The organism is Polaribacter sp., from assembly GCF_024639685.1.
Lineage (GTDB): Bacteria > Bacteroidota > Bacteroidia > Flavobacteriales > Flavobacteriaceae > Polaribacter.
The window spans coordinates 90,555-110,911 of sequence record NZ_JAHEHX010000001.1; the positions used below are offsets into that span (position 1 = coordinate 90,555).

At 30.4% G+C, this 20,357-nt stretch carries 18 protein-coding genes; 6 read left to right on the plus strand and 12 right to left on the minus strand.

The genetic code is table 11. The features are described from left to right. Window positions 1-33: 33 nt before the first annotated feature. A complete protein-coding gene (locus tag Q0L44_RS00430) occupies window positions 34-906 on the minus strand; it encodes an EamA family transporter (RefSeq protein WP_296633782.1) in 873 nt (290 codons plus the stop codon). Between the two features lie 94 nt (window positions 907-1,000). On the opposite strand from Q0L44_RS00430, the gene Q0L44_RS00435 reads away from it, so the two are divergent. Continuing rightward, window positions 1,001-1,438, plus strand: a complete 438-nt coding sequence (locus Q0L44_RS00435) for a heavy metal-associated domain-containing protein (protein ID WP_296633785.1) — start codon at window positions 1,001-1,003, stop codon at window positions 1,436-1,438. A gap of 69 nt (window positions 1,439-1,507) precedes the next feature. On the opposite strand, the gene Q0L44_RS00440 is transcribed toward Q0L44_RS00435, so the two are convergent. After that, complete coding sequence (locus Q0L44_RS00440) at window positions 1,508-2,689, minus strand: multidrug transporter (protein WP_296633787.1); 1,182 nt, start codon at window positions 2,687-2,689, stop codon at window positions 1,508-1,510. Between the two features lie 22 nt (window positions 2,690-2,711). Next, entirely contained in the window at window positions 2,712-5,513 is a 2,802-nt protein-coding gene (locus Q0L44_RS00445) for a TonB-dependent receptor (protein ID WP_296633790.1), read from the minus strand. 270 nt (window positions 5,514-5,783) lie between these two features. Between Q0L44_RS00445 and Q0L44_RS00450 the strand changes: the two genes are divergently transcribed. Further along, on the plus strand, window positions 5,784-8,030 hold the full coding sequence (locus Q0L44_RS00450; RefSeq protein ID WP_296633793.1) for an inorganic phosphate transporter: 2,247 nt from the start codon (window positions 5,784-5,786) through the stop codon (window positions 8,028-8,030). A gap of 4 nt (window positions 8,031-8,034) precedes the next feature. Here Q0L44_RS00450 and uvrC read toward each other — a convergent pair whose 3' ends face one another. The 6 genes from uvrC to Q0L44_RS00480 form a co-directional block, all read right to left on the minus strand. Beyond that, window positions 8,035-9,831: an excinuclease ABC subunit UvrC gene (gene uvrC, locus Q0L44_RS00455; RefSeq protein ID WP_296633795.1), complete on the minus strand. Its 1,797-nt coding sequence runs from the start codon at window positions 9,829-9,831 to the stop codon at window positions 8,035-8,037. An 86-nt stretch (window positions 9,832-9,917) separates the two neighbouring features. Beyond that, complete coding sequence (locus tag Q0L44_RS00460; RefSeq protein ID WP_296633797.1) at window positions 9,918-10,547, minus strand: lipoprotein signal peptidase; 630 nt, start codon at window positions 10,545-10,547, stop codon at window positions 9,918-9,920. A 42-nt stretch (window positions 10,548-10,589) separates the two neighbouring features. Next, complete coding sequence (locus Q0L44_RS00465) at window positions 10,590-11,168, minus strand: hypothetical protein (RefSeq protein WP_296633800.1); 579 nt, start codon at window positions 11,166-11,168, stop codon at window positions 10,590-10,592. A 113-nt stretch (window positions 11,169-11,281) separates the two neighbouring features. Continuing rightward, window positions 11,282-11,659, minus strand: a complete 378-nt coding sequence (locus Q0L44_RS00470; RefSeq protein WP_296633802.1) for a TraR/DksA C4-type zinc finger protein — start codon at window positions 11,657-11,659, stop codon at window positions 11,282-11,284. Between the two features lie 4 nt (window positions 11,660-11,663). Continuing rightward, a complete protein-coding gene (ileS, locus tag Q0L44_RS00475) occupies window positions 11,664-15,137 on the minus strand; it encodes an isoleucine--tRNA ligase (protein ID WP_296634182.1) in 3,474 nt (1,157 codons plus the stop codon). A 223-nt stretch (window positions 15,138-15,360) separates the two neighbouring features. Then, complete coding sequence (locus tag Q0L44_RS00480; protein ID WP_296633805.1) at window positions 15,361-16,122, minus strand: TerB family tellurite resistance protein; 762 nt, start codon at window positions 16,120-16,122, stop codon at window positions 15,361-15,363. 157 nt (window positions 16,123-16,279) lie between these two features. On the opposite strand from Q0L44_RS00480, the gene Q0L44_RS00485 reads away from it, so the two are divergent. The 3 genes from Q0L44_RS00485 to Q0L44_RS00495 all read left to right on the plus strand — a co-directional run bounded on the left by Q0L44_RS00485 (window position 16,280) and on the right by Q0L44_RS00495 (window position 17,681). After that, a complete protein-coding gene (locus tag Q0L44_RS00485; RefSeq protein ID WP_296633807.1) occupies window positions 16,280-16,690 on the plus strand; it encodes a BrxA/BrxB family bacilliredoxin in 411 nt (136 codons plus the stop codon). Between the two features lie 83 nt (window positions 16,691-16,773). Then, a complete protein-coding gene (locus Q0L44_RS00490) occupies window positions 16,774-17,019 on the plus strand; it encodes a hypothetical protein (RefSeq protein WP_296633809.1) in 246 nt (81 codons plus the stop codon). Then, window positions 17,016-17,681, plus strand: a complete 666-nt coding sequence (locus Q0L44_RS00495) for an HD domain-containing protein (RefSeq protein WP_296633811.1) — start codon at window positions 17,016-17,018, stop codon at window positions 17,679-17,681. The genes Q0L44_RS00490 and Q0L44_RS00495 overlap by 4 nt, the downstream gene beginning before the upstream one ends. Here the strand turns inward: Q0L44_RS00495 and Q0L44_RS00500 are convergent. Together Q0L44_RS00500 and Q0L44_RS00505 are read right to left on the minus strand one after the other, a co-directional pair. Then, window positions 17,678-17,863 carry a hypothetical protein gene (locus Q0L44_RS00500; protein ID WP_296633814.1) on the minus strand — a complete coding sequence of 62 codons (186 nt, stop codon included), beginning with the start codon at window positions 17,861-17,863 and terminating at the stop codon, window positions 17,678-17,680. The two genes, Q0L44_RS00495 and Q0L44_RS00500, sit on opposite strands and share 4 nt — an antisense overlap. A 3-nt stretch (window positions 17,864-17,866) precedes the next feature. Next, window positions 17,867-18,739, minus strand: a complete 873-nt coding sequence (locus Q0L44_RS00505; protein WP_296633816.1) for an AraC family transcriptional regulator — start codon at window positions 18,737-18,739, stop codon at window positions 17,867-17,869. 202 nt (window positions 18,740-18,941) lie between these two features. Here Q0L44_RS00505 and Q0L44_RS00510 point away from each other — a divergent pair, with 202 nt between their 5' ends. Beyond that, window positions 18,942-19,511 carry a hypothetical protein gene (locus tag Q0L44_RS00510; protein WP_296633821.1) on the plus strand — a complete coding sequence of 190 codons (570 nt, stop codon included), beginning with the start codon at window positions 18,942-18,944 and terminating at the stop codon, window positions 19,509-19,511. Window positions 19,512-19,558: 47 nt separating this feature from the next. Here Q0L44_RS00510 and Q0L44_RS00515 read toward each other — a convergent pair whose 3' ends face one another. Then, on the minus strand, window positions 19,559-20,341 hold the full coding sequence (locus Q0L44_RS00515; protein WP_296633825.1) for an enoyl-CoA hydratase-related protein: 783 nt from the start codon (window positions 20,339-20,341) through the stop codon (window positions 19,559-19,561). Between the last annotated feature and the right edge of the window lie 16 nt (window positions 20,342-20,357).

The following is a 20,357-nucleotide window of genomic DNA, read 5'->3' on the forward strand; positions in this document are numbered from 1 at the left end:
AAAAGAGTCAAAGTTGTAAACTTTGGCTCTTTTTTATTTAGATCTGTTTAGTAAATAAACGCCTAATAAAATAATTAAACCTCCTAATAACTGAACAACACTTAACTCCTCACCATCTAAAATACCCCAAAAAACCGCGACTATTGGTATTAAATAAGTTACTGAAGAAGCAAAAATTGGTGATGCCAAATGCACCATTTTATTATAAAAAACTTTTGCTATTCCTGTTCCAAAAATTGCCAAAACTGCTACATAACCTAAAGCACTTGTTTTAGCCTCTGTAAATTCTACTGTTTCAAAAAAATCAGAAAAATACAATACTGTAAAGGCTGGTATTACCAATAACAAAAAATTACCTGTTACAATACTTAGAGCGCTTACATCACTCAAATGTTTTTTTACCAAATTCACATTCAAAGCATAACCAATAGAAGCTATTACTACTAATAACGTAAACCAATAATTCTGATTAGGGTTTAAATCTGCACCTTTAACAATAAGCACAATTGTACCAATTAAACCTATTACTATACCTAGCAACTGCTTTTTTCTAAATTTTAATCCAAAAGCTAAAACTCCAAAAATAAAAGTATTTAAAGGTGTTAAAGAATTTAGAATAGAAGCAATTGAACTATCTATACCATTTACAGCAAAAGCGAATAAGAATACAGGAAAAAAAGTACCTAATAAAGCTGTATAAACAATATACTTATAATGTTTTCTTTTAATTTGCTTTAAGCTTTTAAAGCCTAATGCTAATAAAAACACACCAGCAATAAGCATTCTTAAAACACCAACTTTTACAGGCGTTAAATCTATTAACGCTTTTTTCATTAAGATAAAGGAGCTACCCCAAACAAATGATAATAAAATAAGATACAACCATTTCTGTTGTTGATTATTCATAAGCTTGGTTAAATTTTTTACAAAAGTCTAACAATTATTTAGATACCACTTTAAATATTAATAAATTTGTTCAATAATTTAATAATAGATTCTAATGAAAGTTCAAAAAATAATTTATTCGATTGCACTTGCTTGTTTTCTTTTAGTAGGATGTGCCAAAGAAGTTCAAAAAGAAAATGTGTCTTTAGCCATTTCTGGAATGACCTGCGAAATTGGTTGTGCAAAAACAATACAATCTAAACTCTCTAAAAAAGAAGGTGTTTTAGAGGCAAAAGTTCTTTTTAAAGATAGCATTGCAAACATAGAGTTTGATGCAAATACTACTTCTAAAAAAGAGCTTATTGCATTTGTAGACGGAATTGCTGGAGGAGAACTATATAAAGCTTCTGAAGCTTCTACAATCAAATCTAAACCTTCTGCTAAAAAGCACGAATGTTCTGCAGATTGTAAAGAGAAATGTGAAATGAGTGAGAATAAAATGGAATGTAAAGAAGATTGTGAAATGGCTTGTTGTAAAGACAAAAAAGCATAAATTACAATTTCGTAAACATAAAAAAAGCAGGCCTATAGCCTGCTTTTTTTTTATTATGTGAGCATACTATTAAGTTCTTGTCCAACCTGCACCCCAAGTTGCATAGTCTGCTCCTGTTGCTCCAGCATCTACAGTTAAGAAATCTGCTTCTGTAAAAGTTTCACCAGTATCGTTTTTCAAGTTAACTGTAACATCTGAAAAGATTACAGAGTTTACATTTAAATCTCCACTTAAAACACCAGCTCCTGTTGGGTTATCTCCTTGATCTCCATCTAAATCAAAACCTTCTGCAAAACCTTCTAATTTAACATTAGTAAAGATACCTTGAGTACCAGCTCTTAAACGAATAGCTTCGTTACCAGTTCCTGAACCTAAACCTACAATAGTTAAGTTAGTAACAGTTGGCTTAGAAAAGTATAAAGGGTTAGAGTTGTTACCTACATCTGTATTGTAACCATCTGCTTCTATACCTTTATCATGACTTACACCATGCTTTACATAAGCATCTGTAATAGTACCTGTATAACCTTCTGTCCAGTCAATTGAATCATCTTGTGAGTTTACAACAGATAAATAAGAAACATTAACTGTACCCCCAAAAAACTCTACACCATCATCAGAACCTTCAAACATTTGAATGTATTCCACAACAGTTCCACTTCCTACACCATAAAAAGAAAAACCATTATTTTCTGATTGACCTGATGCTTTACCTCCAGAATATTCAACTCTTACATAACGTAAAATTCCTGAGTTATCATCAGCTTCAGAACCTCCATAAGATAAGGTTCCAATTTCAGAAGTTGCAGTTGCACTGCCAGTTATTGAATTCACAGGTGCTTTACCTAATAAAATTAAACCACCCCAATCACCAGCATTTGGTGTATTTGCATCAGAAGTAAAAATAATTGGCTGAGAAGAAGTACCTTCTGCAATGATTTTACCTCCTTGAGCTACTGCTAAATAAACATCTGCACCAGTTGCAGCTGCTTCAATTACCATTCCTGCAGGAATTGTTAAAGTAACACCGTCTTCGATAACTGTTGGCCCTGTTAATTTATACTCGTTTGTACTATCTAAAGTTAAATCTGAAGTTACACTTCCAGATAAACTTACAAATTGACCTTGATTTCCAGAATTACCTCCACCATTATCTGGAAGATTAATTACGATGTCTGAAGTACCATCTTCTCCACAAGAAATGAAAAGGGTTGCAGAAATAACGATTGCTAATAAAATTTTGTTTTTCATTTTTTAAAGTTTAAGTTTTTAATTAAAATTTATAATTGAAGCCTAAGCTGATGTTGCTACCTCTTTTGTAACCAGATAAAACAATATCTCCTAAAGGTGTACCTTCTCTAACTCTTTCTATTGAAGGGTCTAAAAGGTTACTTGCACTAAAGTTAATTTCAATATTTTCGCCAATATTATTTTTCCAAACAAAATCTAAAGTCGGTACAGATTTTTCTACAATATTACCAATCTGTCCAGATCCTAATGCATCTATTCTGTCAGCAAAATAAGAGAATACTAAAGTGGCTGTTGGTTTATAATTTTTCCATTTTGTAGGGCTGTAGTTCAAGTTTACATTTACTAAAATTGGAGATGCACCTTGTAATTGGTCTGTAGCTCTATTAAATGAAGTTGAAAAAGATTGTCCATTAACATTTGCATATAAATCTTGTTCTGTATGCATATATGTTAAGTTGAAACCTGTAGAAAGCTTTGCATTATCATCTTCATCTGTAATTAAGTTCTTTCTAGCTTCTAATTCTAAACCTAAAATAGTTGCTTTGTCTCCTGTTCTAAAATAACGTTGTACACCAGTTGCATCACTAGCAATTACTAAGTTTACAGGATTATTAATTTGTTTACCAAAAGCACTTAAAGACAATACCTCTCCTCTATTGATAAACCATTCATATTTTAAGTCGATATTAAATACATCAGAAAATGTTGGGTTATCTAATAAATCTGGATTACCACCAATTCTTTGTGTTACGCCTTCGTAAACAAATGGTGCAACTTCTTTAAATTCTGGTACAGAAACTGTTTTACTAAAAGTGAAACGTAGATTCTGAGTATCGTTTAAAGCGTATTTTACATTCAATGAAGGCAACCAAAATACTTCCTCTGCTTTTCTAAATTTAGGATCATTAGGGTTGATGTTAATTACATCATAACTAATTTCTTGTTTAAAAGATTCTAATCTAATACCAGGTACTACTGTTAATTTTTCATTTACATTAACCACACCATTTATAGATGCGCCATTAACATTAAGTGTTCCTGAATATGTATTCTCATTCAAACCTGGTAGGTTAGTTGTACCATAACTTGGTTCTATTGCTTTAAATACTTCTGTATTATAAACAACACCAAAATTTTGAATGTTAATGATATCATCTATCCTGTAAGGATCTGCAACTTGTACATGAGGAGTTAAGAAATCGTATCCATAACGTATGTTTTCAAAATCGCGCATTTTTCTACGTCCACTAAAACCATAGTTTAAACTAAAGTTATCTGAAATAGTTTGTTCTAAATTAAGTCTACTATTAAATTCTGAATCAATAATTTTTTGAAAATATCTTTGGTTATCAAACACAATATTGTTGTAGAAAGATGCATTTGTTGTAGGATCATCATCTAACGAAAATTGATAATTCTCTAAACTCATTCTTCTTCTGTCTGGCTCATGAGAGAAAACATTGTTAAAACCAATTCCCCAAGTTAATTTAAACTCTGGATCTTCATCTGTAGCATTATAAAAATCATACTCACCTGTAAGTTGATTTACAAAAATTAAATCTTGATTAAACTGAACGTTTAATTGAAAGAAACCTTGGTCTGTATCTAAAATAGCATCTCTATTTTCTCCTAAACCATTTACACCAAAATAACCAACTTGATCTGATGAACTGTTTAAGAAGATAGAAGTGTATTTTATTTGATGATCATCATTTATTTTATAAAGTGCATTACCCATTACAGTTGTAGCTGTAGTATATTCATACTCTTGAGCAGTTGGGTATCTTACCTTAAACACATTTGTAAAGTCTACTGCTGGCCCTTCTCTATATTCATAACCGTTTTGAAAAGATGCTGTAGCATATAAACTTAAACGAGAATCGTCTCCAAAATCGAAAGACTTACCACCACTTAAACCTATGTTTAAGTTAATTGGCTCACCTCCATTTTCTGGATCTATACCGTGAGATAAAACCTGTGCAAATGGTTTGTGCTCATACCTTCTATAAAAACCAACGTGACCTGATCCTTTTGTTTTCTTAAAATCTTCTCCAGCAGCTCTCGTGTTAACTCCTGTACCTACAGAAACATCGAAAAAACCATCTCCTTTGTATTCTTTAGATACAATATTTACATTACCTGCAGCAAAATCTCCATAAAATTCTGGTGAATATGCTTTACTAATAGAAACACTTTGTATTACTTCTGATTGAAATAAATTTAAATCGATGTTCTTTTTGTTAACATCGTTAGAAGGTAAAGACAAACCATTCATTGTTGTATTTAAATATCTATCTCCTAAACCACGAACATAAACGTTACTAGAACCTTCTTGTTTAGAAACACCAGATATTTTTGATACTGCACCTGCAGCATCACTTACTCCTTGTTTTGCTAACTCTTGAGAACCAATACTTTCTTTTATTACTGTGGCTTTCTTTTGCTCTAATAATAAAGCATTAGCATTATCTTTTTTAGTTGTTGCTCTAATTACTACATCATCTAAAGCAACTCCCTCTTCTGCAGACATTACTTGATTAATAGTTACTGTTTCATTTGCTGCTATTGTAAAAGGTTTTTCTACAGCTTTATATCCTAAAAAACTAAAAACCACAATGTGACTACCTGCAGGAACAGATAATGTAAAGTTCCCATCAAAATCTGTTGTTGTACCAATAGTAGTACCTTTAATTATAACATTTGCAAAAGGTAAAGGTTCATTGTTAGTTTCTTTATCTGTTAATAAACCCTTTAAAGTACCCTTATCTTGAGCATTTACAAATTGGCTTAAACATAGTAAAGTTATAAATAGTAATTTCTTCATTTCTTGTAAATAAATTTTCGTTGCAAATGTACCTTCATATCTGTAAATTGATTGTTAGGAATAAATTATGGTTGAGTTAAAAACCTGTTAAGCAAACGTTAATGAAGAAATTAATATTGATCTATTTTTAAAACTCTTAAAACCTTAGTGTTACAAATAAAAATGATAAATTTACCCCTATAATTTGGGCATAAATTTCATAACATTAAGATAACATTATCAACTTGTTGTGTATTTAACTTTGCTACCATATAAAAATAGTCGCCAAAAATGGGAGATCCTTATGTGTTAATGCTAGTTGCTTTAGCAGCTTTAGCTATTGTAGATTTAGTAGTAGGTGTTAGTAATGATGCTGTAAATTTTTTAAATTCTGCCATTGGTTCTAAAGCAATATCTGTTAGAAATATAATGATTATTGCAAGTGTTGGAGTATTCTTTGGTGCAATTTCATCTAGTGGCATGATGGAAGTTGCTAGAAAAGGAATCTTTAACCCAAGCATGTTTGTCTTTCAGGATGTAATGTTCATTTTCATGGCAGTAATGATTACGGATATACTGCTTTTAGATCTTTTTAACTCTCTTGGTATGCCAACTTCTACAACAGTTTCTATTGTATTTGAGTTATTAGGATCTGCAGTAGTAATTGCTTTTATTAAAATAATGGAAAATGATGCCGAAAGCTTTAGTGCAATTTGGAAATATATTAATTATGATACTGCAACAGATATTATTTTAGGAATACTGCTTTCTGTAGTAGTTGCTTTTAGTGTTGGCGCAATTGTTCAATACTTCTCAAGACTAATATACTCTTTCGATTTCTCAAAAAGACCTATCTACATTAATTCTTTATTTGGTGGTTTTGCAATTACAGCTATCACCTACTTTATCATTATAAAAGGGCTTAAAGGGACAGAGTTTTATGGAAACATTGCTCCAATTATGGAAGGCAATACTTTAAATACCATATTAATAAGTTTTATTCTATGGACAGTTATATCTTTTCTACTCTCCAAATTTTTTAAACTAAATATTTTAGTTTTAATTATTGGTGTTGGAACGTTTTCTTTAGCTATGGCCTTTGCAGGAAACGATTTAGTGAATTTTATTGGTGTTCCAATTGCTGCTTTAAATTCTTATGAAACATGGAGTGTTTCTGGGGTAAGTGCAGAAGCCTTTTCAATGGCTAGTTTAGCTGCTAAGGTAAAATCTAATGTTTGGCTTTTACTCATAGCAGGTTTAATTATGGTAATAACATTATGGACATCATCAAAAGCAAAATCTGTTATTGAAACAGGAATAAACTTATCTAGGCAAGGTGAAGGTCATGAAAAATTTCAACCCAATAATGTATCTAGGGTTGTGGTAAGAACTGCTATGTTTTTAAATGTAGGTATCAATTATATTATCCCAAAGAAAACGAAAGCTTTTATAGATGCTAAGTTCGAAAAGCCTTCTTTAAAATTACCTAACGACAAAACAAAAGAAATGCCTGCTTTTGATTTAGTAAGAGCATCAGTAAATTTAGTAATGGCTAGTGTTTTAATTTCTATAGCAACATCTATGAAATTACCTTTATCTACAACTTACGTTACATTTATGGTAGCAATGGGTACATCTTTGGCAGATAGAGCTTGGGGTCGTGAAAGTGCAGTTTATAGAGTTGCAGGAGTTTTAAATGTAATTGGTGGTTGGTTTTTAACTGCAATTGTAGCGTTTATTGCTGCAGGTATTGTAGCCTACCTTATTCATTTACATATAATTTTTATTCCAATACTTTTAATAATCGTTGCTGTATTGATAACAAAAAACTCAATAGCTCACAGAAAAAAAACACAAGAAATAAAACGAAAAACATATATAGAAAGATCTGAACTCATTACAATAAACGGTGTAATAGAGGAGAGTTCTGGGCATGTTTCTGAAGTAGCTACTAGAATAGATAAATTATATACCAATGTAGTAAATGACTTGGCTAATCATGATTTAAATAAACTTAGGAAAACTGATAAGCATGTAGAAAAGCTAAATGATGAGATAGACGATTTAAAAGATAACGTTTTTTATTTTATAAAGTCTTTAGATGAGACCTCTGTAAACGCAAGTAAATTTTACATATCTATTTTAGATTATTTACAAGATGCTGGACAGTCTATTAGCTACATTTCTAGAGCTAGTTTTAAACACGTTAATAATAACCACAAAAACTTAAAAAAAGGACAGGTTAAGGATTTAAAAACTACAAATAATGAATTAACAGATATTTTAGAAAATGTATCTAAAATATTTAATGAACGAAAATTTGACGATTTAAACCAACTTTTAATTCAAAAAAGAGAATTAATCAAAAACGTATCTTTATCTATAGAAAAACAAGTGGCTAGAATTAGAACAGATGAGACAAGTCCTAAAAATACTACACTTTATTTTAGTATTCTATTAGAGACAAAAGATTTAATGAAGGCTCTTATGAACTTATTAGAAACTTACGAAGAGTTTTATTTAAGTACTAAAGCTTAAAAGATTATTTTGATTTTGAATGGTAATAACTATGTACTTTAACTGCCCTAGAGTTACCTAAAACCGCTTTTAACTCCTCTAAACTAGCCTCTTTTACACGCTTTGCGGACTTAAATTTACGTAATAAAGTTGTAATGGTCTGTTTACCAACATTAGGTATACTTTCTAACTCACTTTGTATAGCACTTTTACTACGTTTATTTCTATGAAAGGTAATTCCGAATCTGTGTGCCTCATTTCTTAAAAACTGTGTGATTTTTAAGGTTTCTGATTTTTTATCTAAATATAAAGGTATAGGATCGTCTGGATAATAAATTTCTTCTAAACGCTTAGCAATTCCAATAATTGCTATTTTACCTCGTAACCCTAAAACTTCTAAACTCTTTATCGCAGAAGATAATTGCCCTTTTCCACCATCTACAATTATAAGTTGTGGTAAAGACTCGCCTTCTGCAAGCAATCTTTTGTACCTTCTAAAAACAACTTCTTCCATAGATGCAAAATCATCTGGGCCAACAACTGTTTTTATATTGTAATGTCTGTATTCTTTTTTACTTGGCTTTCCATCTCTAAAAACCACACAGGCAGCTACAGGATTAGTACCTTGTATGTTAGAATTATCAAAACACTCAATATGCCTTGGCTCCTCTGGAAGTCGTAAATCTGTCTTCATTTGAGTCATAATTCTTTTTACATGCCTATCAGGATCTACAATCTTTATCTGTTTTAACTGCTCTAACTTATAGTATTTTGCGTTTCTTTCAGACAATTCTATAATCCTTTTTTTATCGCCTACTTTTGGTATAGTAACTTTAACATCTTCACCAATACTTACTTGAAAAGGAACGTATATTTCTGGTGATGTTGAGTTGTATCTTTGCCTGATTTCAAAAATAAAAAGTTCTAATAACTCCTTATCAGACTCTTCTAATTTTTTCTTTATTTCTGTAGTATGAGATTGTATAATAGAACCATTTGCAATCTTTATAAAGTTAGCATAAGCATGTGTTTCATCTGATATAATGAAAAAAACATCCACATTATTTATAGATGGATTTACAATAGTACTTTTTGCTTGATAATTGCTAAGTCTATCGAGCTTTTCTTTAATTCTTTGTGCTTTTTCAAACTCCATTTTTTCTGCAAAACTCATCATTAAAGAATTCAGTCTTTCTAGACTTTCCTTAAAGTTTCCTTTAATAATATTCCGAATCTCTTTTATGGAATTGTTGTAATGTTGTTCAGTTTCCAAAACTTCACATGGACCTAAACAGTTGCCTAAATGATATTCTAAACAGACTTTATATTTAGACATGTTTATTTTTTCTCTACTTAAATCATACTTACAGGTTCTAAGTGTGTACAATTCTTTTATGAGCTCTAAAAGGGCTTTAATAGTTCTTACAGATGTGTAAGGCCCATAATACTCAGAGCCGTCTTTAATAACTCTTCTTGTCATAAAAACTCTTGGAAAACGCTCTTTTTTGATACAAATCCAAGGATACGTTTTATCATCCTTTAAAAGCACATTGTACTTAGGTTTGTATTTTTTTATAAGGTTGTTTTCTAATAAAAGCGCATCCGTTTCGGTATTAACAACTATATGCTTAATGGTTCTAATGTTTTTTACTAAAACTCGAGTTTTTCCATTATCGTGGTTTTTTGTAAAATAAGAAGATACCCGTTTCTTTAAATTTTTCGCTTTACCAACATAAATCAGTTTTTCTTCTTTATCAAAATATTGATAAACTCCTGGAGAGGAAGGCAGTGTTTTAATTTGAAGTGATAAAGAAGAATCCATACACAAAAATAAGTTTTATGTAGAATTAAATACACACATTCGGTTTTTTATTTGCTAGTAAGCTAAGGAGAAAGTAAAAATCCATTTTAAGCTCCTGTTGTGCCTGTGTCTTTCTTTTCCTCTTTAGGAAAAGCTTGTTTACTAAAAATGAATAGCAAAACTACCCCAATAGTTATGTAGGAATCTGCAGGGTTAAAAATATATTGAAAGAAGGTATACATTTCTCCTCCAATAAAAGGAATCCAGTCAGGTAAAACACCCTCCCAGATAGGAAAATAAAACATATCTACTACCTTACCGTAAAAAAGTGCTCCGTTTGTTGTTTCTGGGAAAAGAGCAGCAACGCTGTGTTTCGGGTGGTTAAACAATACTCCATAAAATATTGAATCAATAATATTACCTACAGCACCAGAGAAAATTAATGAAATACCAATAATTACTGCATTGTGTACTTTTCTTTTAATATTACCCGACAGCCAATATATAATAGCTACGACTGCAACAATTCTGAATATTGTTAAAAAGAGCTTCCCTGCCTTCCCGCCAAATTCAAAACCCATAGCCATTCCATTATTTTCTACAAAGTGTATTCTAAACCAATCAAAAATCAAAACCTCTTCACCAAGAACAAAATGAGTTTTTACATAGATCTTAATCACCTGATCTAATACAATTGAAATTAAAATTGTAAGGATAGCTAGCGCTTTTTTAGACATTTTTTTTATTTTAAAGTCACAAAAATAGTGATATTATTATTTTTATTGAGTAGTTAAGAAAATATTAGCTTTTAATGAGATGATTGTGTTTTGTTCTTGTAAAGATTTTATAGAATTTAAATATTCTTTTTCTTTAAGAACATTATCAACCAAAATTTTACCAGATTTAGAGGTAACATTAATATTTGTTTCTTTTACAGTTGCATATACATTTCCTGAATAGAGCTTTAAAAGTAAATTAGCTTGTACTTTATTTAACCTTACTATTCCATTGTCTATATAAATAGCCAAATCATTTAATAAACTTTTTGTGTCTATATCTACATTTTCGCCAAAAACATACACTTTTTTCCCTTTAGGTACTTTTACAATGGCTGTTGCTCTTTGTAACCGTTTAGTAATAAACTTTCTAAAAATGACCTCTCTTGTTTCTGTACCTTCAAAATCGAAACCAATAGCAACTTTTTTAGCATCTGCATCAATTTTAATTAATTGCTCATCATAACTTTTGGCTTCTAAAACAACTTCTAGAAAACCGTTAGATGAATTTTCTAAAATGATATTATCTAAACCTTTGGTGTAAATATTTATTTCTGATGCATTTGTTTGCAAACTTTTCATCACTTTTTTCTGCGAAAAAATCGCAGTAGAAAAACAAATACAAATAAGAATTAAATATTTTTTCATAAAAAAAGCTTCTTAAAAAGAAGCTTTATAAATTTTTTTGATAATTATTACTGAGCTCTTTTAGCCTCAATACTTAACGTTGCATGAGGCACTAATTTTAAACGCTCTTTCTGAATTAATTTACCAGTAACCCTACAAACTCCGTACGTTCTGTTTTCTATACGTAATAAAGCGTTTTTTAGATCTCTAATAAATTTCTCTTGTCTTATTGCCAATTGCACATTTGCTTCTTTGTTCATGACATCTGAACCTTCATCAAAAGATTTAAACGAAGACAACGTATCATCTGTACCATTATTTGCATCATTTTTATAGGCTGCTCTTAACAACTCTAAATCTTCGTTTGCTCTTGCAATTTTCTTCTCTATAATTGCCTTAAATTCTTGAAGATCTTCGTCAGAATATTTTACTTTAACGTTTGACATATTCTTAAATTTTTTCAATTAATATTTTACTTTTAACGGCATCAAACTCTATATCTGTGCCTTCTGCTAAGGCATCAACAAAAACCAATTCTTTTGTTAATGTCTCACTCATAATGTACTCTTTATTATCAGTTATAGATTGTTGTAAATTATCGAAATTTAAAACTGTTAATTTTATTTTATCTGTTACTTCTAAACCAGAATCTTTACGTGCATTTTGAATTCTATTCACCAATTCTCTGGCTAAACCTTCTTTAAGTAAATCTTCTGTTATAGTAACATCTAAAGCAACCGTTAATGAACCTTCATTTGCTACTAACCAACCTTCTATATCCTTAGATGAAATTTCTACATCTGAGACTTCTAAAATAATATTTTTACCATTAACTTCTATAGAAATGTTTTTATCTTTCTCTATTTTGTTAATATCTTCTTGAGTAAACTTCTGAACTTCAGCAGCTATAAAACGCATATCTTTACCAAACTTTGGGCCTAAAGCTTTAAAATTTGGCTTAATTTGTTTGATTAAAATATCTGAAGCATCTTCCATTAATTGGATTTCTTTAATATTTACCTCATGTTTAATTAAATTTTCTACTGCTAAAATTTCTTCCTTCTGCTGAGTACTATCAACAGGAATCATGATTTTTTGCAATGGCTGACGTACTTTTATCTTCTCTTTTGCTCTTAAAGATAAAACTAAAGATGAAATAGTTTGTGCATTTCCCATTTTACGTTCTAAGCTTTTGTCTACAAAACTTTCGTCATATTTTGGAAAATCTGACAAATGAATACTTTCTGAGGCTTCTTTGTTCGTTACCGAATTTAAATCTTGGTACAATCGATCCATAAAAAACGGAGCAATTGGTGCTGCTAATTTAGCAACCATAGACATACATGTATATAAAGTTTGGTAAGCAGAAATTTTATCAGTTTCATAAGTGCCTTTCCAAAAACGCCTTCTACTTAAACGAACATACCAGTTACTTAAGTATTCTTGCGTAAAATCTGATATTGCTCTTGCAGCTCTTGTTGGCTCATAGTCTGAATAAAACTTATCTACTTTATGAATTAAAGTATATAATTCAGATAAAATCCATCTGTCTAATTCTGGTCTTTCATTTAAAGCAACATCTGCTTCTTTGTAAGCAAAACCATCAATATTTGTATATAAACTAAAGAAAGAATAGGTGTTGTATAAAGTTCCGAAAAACTTACGTTTCACCTCTTCAATTCCTTCTAAATCAAATTTTAAATTATCCCAAGGATTAGCATTAGAAATCATATACCATCTTGTAGCATCCGCACCGTAAGTTGATAATGTTGTAAACGGATCTGCAGCATTACCTAGACGCTTAGACATTTTATGTCCATTTTTGTCTAGTACTAAACCGTTAGATACTACATTTTTATAAGCAACATCATCAAAAATCATTGTTGCAATTGCATGTAATGTGTAGAACCAACCCCTGGTTTGATCTACTCCTTCTGCTATAAAATCTGCCTTTCTCCAAGTTGTATCTACCAATTCTTTATTCTGAAATGGGTAATGCCACTGAGCATAAGGCATAGAACCAGAATCGAACCAAACATCAATTAAGTCAGATTCACGTTTCATAGGTTTTCCTGTAGCTGAAACTAAAGTAATTTCATCTACAATATTCTTATGTAAATCTATTTTAGCATAGTTTTCATCAGACATATTTCCTACTTCAAAGCCGGAAAATATATCTTCGCTCATTATACCTGCGTCTAAGGCACGTAGCATTTCTGATTTTAATTCTTCTACAGAACCAATACAGATTTCTTCTTTACCATCTTCTGTTCTCCAAATTGGTAATGGAATGCCCCAATAACGAGATCTAGATAAATTCCAATCGTTTGCATTTGCCAACCAATTTCCAAAACGTCCAGTTCCTGTAGACTCTGGTTTCCAATTAATGGTTTTGTTTAGCTCATGCATTCTATCTTTTACATCAGTTACTTTAATGAACCAAGAATCTAAAGGGTAGTATAAAATAGGCTTATCTGTTCTCCAACAGTTTGGGTAACTGTGTTTATATTTTTCTACTTTAAACGCTTTGTTTTCGTTTTTTAATTTCAACCCTAAACGTTCATCAACAGATAAATACTGTTTCTGATTTTTTAGAACATCCTTTAATTTCTCTTGTTGCAATTTTAATTCTGAAGCAAGATCATCTTCAGTTAAATATTCTGCTTTTACATGTTCGTTTGCAAAACCGTAAATCTGATCATAAACTTCTGGTCTAAATTTACCTTGTAAATCTACTAGAGGAACTAAATTGTCATTTTTGTCCTTTACCAACAAAGGTGGTATTTCAGGTGATGCCTGTTTACATACTAAAGCATCATCTGCCCCAAAAGTGGGTGCAGTGTGTACAATTCCTGTACCATCTTCTGTAGTTACAAAATCTCCTGAAATTACTCTAAAAGCATCCTGAGGATTATCATTTGGTAAAGCGTAATCTAACAATTGCTCGTATTTTATGCCTACTAAATCTTTACCTATAAATTCTTTTACAACGTAAAAAGGAATTTTCTTTTCTCCTAATTTATAAGCTTTTAATTCATCAGCAGTTTCAACTTCAAAGGCATTATTACCTCGAAATTGTTTGCTAATTAAGTTTTTAGCTAATACTACTTTTACAGGCTTAAACGTATATTGATTAAAGGTATCTACTAAAACATACTCAATTTTTGGACCAACAGTTAAGGCTGTGTTACTTGGTAGAGTCCAAGGAGTTGTAGTCCAAGCAATAAAATGAATATCACCTTCATTTTGTAAAAAATCTGGTAAAGTTTCGTTTATCGCTTTAAACTGAGCAACAACTGTAGTATCTGTTACATCTTGATAAGTACCTGGTTGATTTAATTCGTGAGAACTTAAACCTGTACCTGCTTTTGGTGAATAAGGCTGAATTGTATACCCTTTGTAAATTAATTTTTTGTTATAAATCTGCTTTAACAACCACCAAACAGACTCCATATATTTTGGTTCATAGGTAATATATGGATCTTCCATATCTACCCAATATCCCATCTTCTGTGTTAACTTATTCCAGATATCTGTATATCTCATAACCGCTTTTCTACAAGCTGCATTATACTCCTCTACAGATATTTTTTTACCAATATCTTCCTTTGTAATTCCTAATTCTTTCTCTACACCTAATTCTATAGGTAAACCATGTGTATCCCAACCTGCTTTTCTTTTTACCTGAAAACCTTTCATGGTTTTGTATCTAGGAAAAATATCTTTGATTGCTCTTGCTAAAACATGGTGAACTCCTGGAAGACCATTTGCTGAAGGTGGTCCTTCAAAAAATATAAAAGGTTCTGCACCTTCTCTAGATGTAATACTTTTTTCGAATATATTTTTCTCTTGCCAAGAATTTAAGATTTCTTCTGCTACTTTTGGTAAATCTAGTCCTTTGTATTCAGGAAATTTCATCTGGATTTTTTTTATTTTAATTCATGATGCCATACAAACTTTATCTATTTTAGAAACCTATCTTTTTAAGCAGATAAGACTCTAAAGATTAAAGTTTTCGCTTTCATTTTGCCCCATTTTTAATGAGACTGCGAAATTAAGGATTTTCTATTAAATTCTTTGTCTGGTTCCTAAAAATAAACATTGGGTTTTTTAGAACTATTTTTCTGAATTTTAGAGGGTGAAACTGCTATAATCCTCTTTCACTTTTAATTTGTTCGTATGCATTTTGTATACTCTGAAATTTATCTTTTGCTCCTCTTAAATGCTCTTCACCTAAATCTTGCAGTTTATCTGGATGGTATTTTTTAACCATTCTTCTATACGCTGATTTAAGTTGAGAGTCTGTTGCAGATTTGGAAATTTCTAGTATTTTATAAGCGTTGTCAGATGCATTATAAAACATGGCTTTAATAGATTGATAATCATTTTGATTGATATACAAATATCCTGCTATTTTACGAATTTCTTCTACTTCATTTTTGGTAACATACTCATCTGCTTTAGCTATACCAAATAAAAAGTGTAACAACTGTAAACGAGCAGAATGAGGCATATGCTCTCTTATTTGAATACAAACCTGACGTGCAGAAACATCTTTCTTTACAATACCTTTAAACAATTTAAAGGCATTATTTGCACGTTGTTTACCGTACATATTTAAAAATTGTGCTCTTACAAAATCTAACTCACGTTGATCTATCTTTCCATCAGACTTTATAACTATAGAAGCCAGTACCAAAAGACTCATTTCAAAATCTCCTGATTGTGTATTATTTTTTTTAATATAATTACGATCTGAACTTCTGTTATAATTAATTTGTTCTTGTTCAAATTCTTTAGTAGAAAAATTGGATACAAAACTCCCTAAAGCAAAACCAACAGCTGCACCTATTGGACCTCCTAATGTAAACCCTAAACCTGCTCCTAACCATTTAGAAAAACTACTCATGTTGTTTTAAATTTAGCTCCAAATATAAACAAACAAGAGGATTAATTAAGGATAAAGTACAACATCAATTTTATTGATTCATGCATTTATAGAAGAATATTATTGAAGTTGAATTTTGCTGTTATAATGATTATATTTGCAGTCTAAATAATTAATTATGTATCCAGAAGAATTAGTAAAACCAATGCGTGACGAGTTAATTAACGCTGGTTTTAAAGCATTATATACCAGTGAAGATGTTGAAAACGCAATGTCTAAAGAAGGTACAACTTTAGTAATGGTAAACTCTGTATGTGGTTGTGCAGCAGGTACTGCAAGACCTGGAGCCATTGCTTCATTAGGCGCAGATAAAACACCAACTAATTTAACTACAGTTTTTGCAGGTGTAGAAAAAGAATCGACTCAAAAAGCAAGAGATTTTATGATTCCTTTTCCTCCTTCATCTCCTGCAATTGCTTTGTTTAAAGATGGTAATTTAGTACACATGTTAGAGCGACACCATATTGAAGGCCGTTCTGCTCAAATGATTGCACAAAATTTAGCTGCAGCTTACGAAGAGCACTGTTAATCTTATTTTAAATCCTTTTAAAAGGACTTTTTTTAAAATCCACTTTAAAAAAGTGGATTTTGTTTTTTAAAAAATCACAAAACATGTCTTCACAATTTTCTTCATACTCAACAAAAGAATTAATTCAGAAATTAAAAAAACAAAAGAGAATTCTAATTCTACAAGGAGTTTTAATTATCTTAATGATTGTCTTCGCTGTATTTTCTAGCTTAGAAAAAGGGATTTCCTTTCATAGCTTTTTACCACTATTTTTTTCACCAATGTTTGTGGCTATTTATCTAGATGTAAGAAATATTAAGAAAACGCTGCAATCAAAAACAGAAAAATGAATACTGATAAAATAATTAAAAATACAACAGAGTATGTAAAGCAAGAGTTAAAAAGTGCTGAAGGCGGGCATGATTGGTTTCATATTGAACGTGTTTTTAAAAATGCTTTATTTATAGCAAAAAAAGAAAAAGTAAATATTCTAGTTGTTTCTTTAGCGGCTCTTCTGCACGATATTGCCGATTCAAAATTTCATAAAGGTAACGAAGATATAGGCCCTAGAAAAGCAAACGATTTTTTAAGTAAACAAAATATTTTGAATGAAGATAAAGAACATATTATTCAAATTATAAAAAATATATCTTTTAAGAATAGCTTAGATGTAGGCTTACAAAAATTTAGCTCTAAAGAACTTGAAGTAGTTCAAGATGCAGACAGGTTAGATGCTATTGGTGCTATTGGTATTGCAAGATGCTTTAACTATGGAGGCTTTAAAAATAGAGCATTATATGACCCAGAAGTTCCACCTAATTTAAATATGACTAAAGAAGAATACAAAAATACTAATGCGCCAACCATTAATCATTTTTATGAAAAGTTATTGCTTTTAAAAGATAAAATGAATACTGATACAGGAAAAAAGATTGCTGAAAATAGACATGAGTATATGGAGGTTTTTTTAAAGCAATTCTTCAGTGAGTGGAATGGTAAAATAAAACTCTAATTTTCTTCTACAACTTCTAGAGCCGTAATTTTATATTCTAAAATTTCTAACTCTTTACCAGAGTCTATAATTTGCTCTACAGTTAAACTATTATTCTCATTAATAAAAGCCCTAAGCTTCTTGCTTTTAAAAGTATAATACTCGAGTGCTTTTTCAATATTTTTTTCTGAAGACAAAGCCATCTATTATTGTATTAAATCTTTCATTTCACCTCTATATACCTTAGCGCTTTTACCTGCAAACTCTTTAAACAACTTGTTAAAGTGTGAAAAATTGTTAAAACCACACTCAAAACTAACATCAGTAATACTCATATTACTTTCTGCTAATAATTTTGTTGCATGTACCACTCTATATTCGTTTACTAATTTTGTAAATGTTTTACCTGTGGTTTTTTTAAAATACCTACAAAAGGCAGGAACAGTCATACTCACTAAACCTGCAATTTCTTCTAAGCTTATGTGTTCTTTAAAATTTTTGTTTATGTGTTTATACACTACTTCAATCTTATCACTATCTTGGTGTGTGCTTTCAAATGCATAACCATTAGCATTTAAAAGTGTATAATCGTCTGTTGTAGCTAAATCATTTAAGATCTCTATAAATGATGTAATTCTTTTGGCACCCTCTAACTCTACTAACTTTTCTATTTTAGCGCCAATTCTTTGCTTAATTTCAATATTAAATCGTATTCCTTTTTTAGCACGTTCAAAAAGTGCATCTATAGCAGCCATTTCTGGAATTTTGAAAAAATCTTTTCCCAAAAAATCTGGCAAAAACTGAATTAGTGTTTCAGAACCATTAGTTGTTAAACGATCTATATAACCAATATGAGGTAAATTAGAACCTATTAAAACCAATTGGCTGTTGTTAAAATAACTTAAATGATTTCCAATATGCCTTTTACCCTTTCCTTTATTTACATATACCAATTCTATCTCTGGATGAAAATGCCAAAAGGGAATATTGGTTTTTAAAAATTCTTTATGTTTTTTCACCAACAAAGAACTCCCAAAGTTTGGTGTAATTTTTTCTAACGTTGGTTTCTTTTGTATCATACAACAAAAATACAACACATAAGTAAAACTACCTATTTAAAATTATCAATATTATATACTATATTAACTTAAAATTAGATTAACATTTGTTTTTCTGATAATTTAGCAAACAAACTTGCCAATTCTGTTGTTTTTAAAACTGTATTTCACCTGTAAATTTGCACAAAAATTAAAACAAAAAAATAAAATAAATTAACAAGTTATGAAATTATTTAAAACAAGAGTATTACTAGTAACATTAATGTTAGCTGCATTAACAAGCTTTGCAAACAATTCTGATTTGGGTGCTAAAAAAATTAAAATTGCATTTACTGATGTTAAAAAAGGACATGAATTAACTATCAAAAATAACGAAGGAGTTATTTTACATAGTGAGGAAGTTGAAAGAAAAGGAGATTTAGTTAAAGTTTTTGATTTTTCTAAATTAGAAAATGGAAATTACACATTAGAATTAGAAAAAGATTTTGAAATTGTTATAAAGTCTGTTAAAATTAATAACGATACTATTCTTTTTGACGAAACTTCTAAAAAAACAATTTTTAAACCAGTTGTAAGAACTAAAAATAATTTTTTAATGGTTAGTAAAGTTTCTTTTGACAAAAAACCTTTAGAAGTTACATTACTTTTTAATGATGAAGTAATTCTAACTGAAACAGTTATTTCTGAAGATCTTTTAAATAGAGTTTACAAATTAGATGAAAATCAAAAGGGAAATTATAAAGTAATTATAAGAAACAATGGTAGAACATATGTAAATCCATTTCAACTTTAATTAAAACAACTTAAAAAAACGAGCCAAAAGTGGCTCGTTTTTTTTGCTTAATTATTCGGGAAATTTGGCTTTCTTTTTTCTAAAAAGGCAGTTGTGCCTTCTTTAAAATCTCTAGTTCCAAAACAGTTCCCAAAGGCTTCGATTTCTGTGTCGTAACCATTTATCCCTTCTGTATAATTGGCATTAATAGCTTTAATAGCCCCTGAAATAGCAACCAAAGAATTTCTCATAATTTTATGCGCTAGTTTATTGGCAAGTGGTACTAATTCTTCTTGAGTGGTTGCATAGTTTACCAAACCTAAAGCTAATGCTTCATCTGCAGCAATCATACTTGCTGTCATTACAAGCTCCATTGCTTTTCCTTTTCCTACTAACTGCGCTAATCTTTGTGTCCCCCCATAACCAGGAATTACACCAAGAGAAACCTCTGGTAAACCCATTTTTGCATTGTTTGAAGCAATTCTAAAATGGCAAGCCATCGCCAATTCTAAACCACCTCCTAATGCAAAACCATTTATTGCTGCAATTACTGGTTTTGATAAATTTTCTACTAAATCAAATAACATTTCTTGACCTCTTCTTGCCAAAGCTCCTCCTTCTTCTTCAGAAAAATTAGCAAATTCAGAGATATCTGCACCTGCTACAAATGCTTTTTCACCAGAACCTATTAAAATGATTACTTTAACTGCCTCATCATTCTCTAAATTTGTAAAGGCATTGCTAAGTTCTATAATTGTTTCTTTATTTAACGCATTTAACTTTTTTGGCCTATTTATGGTGATCTTTGCTAAAGCGTCATCTTTATTTACTAAAATATTATTGAAACTCATTTTATATCCTTTAATT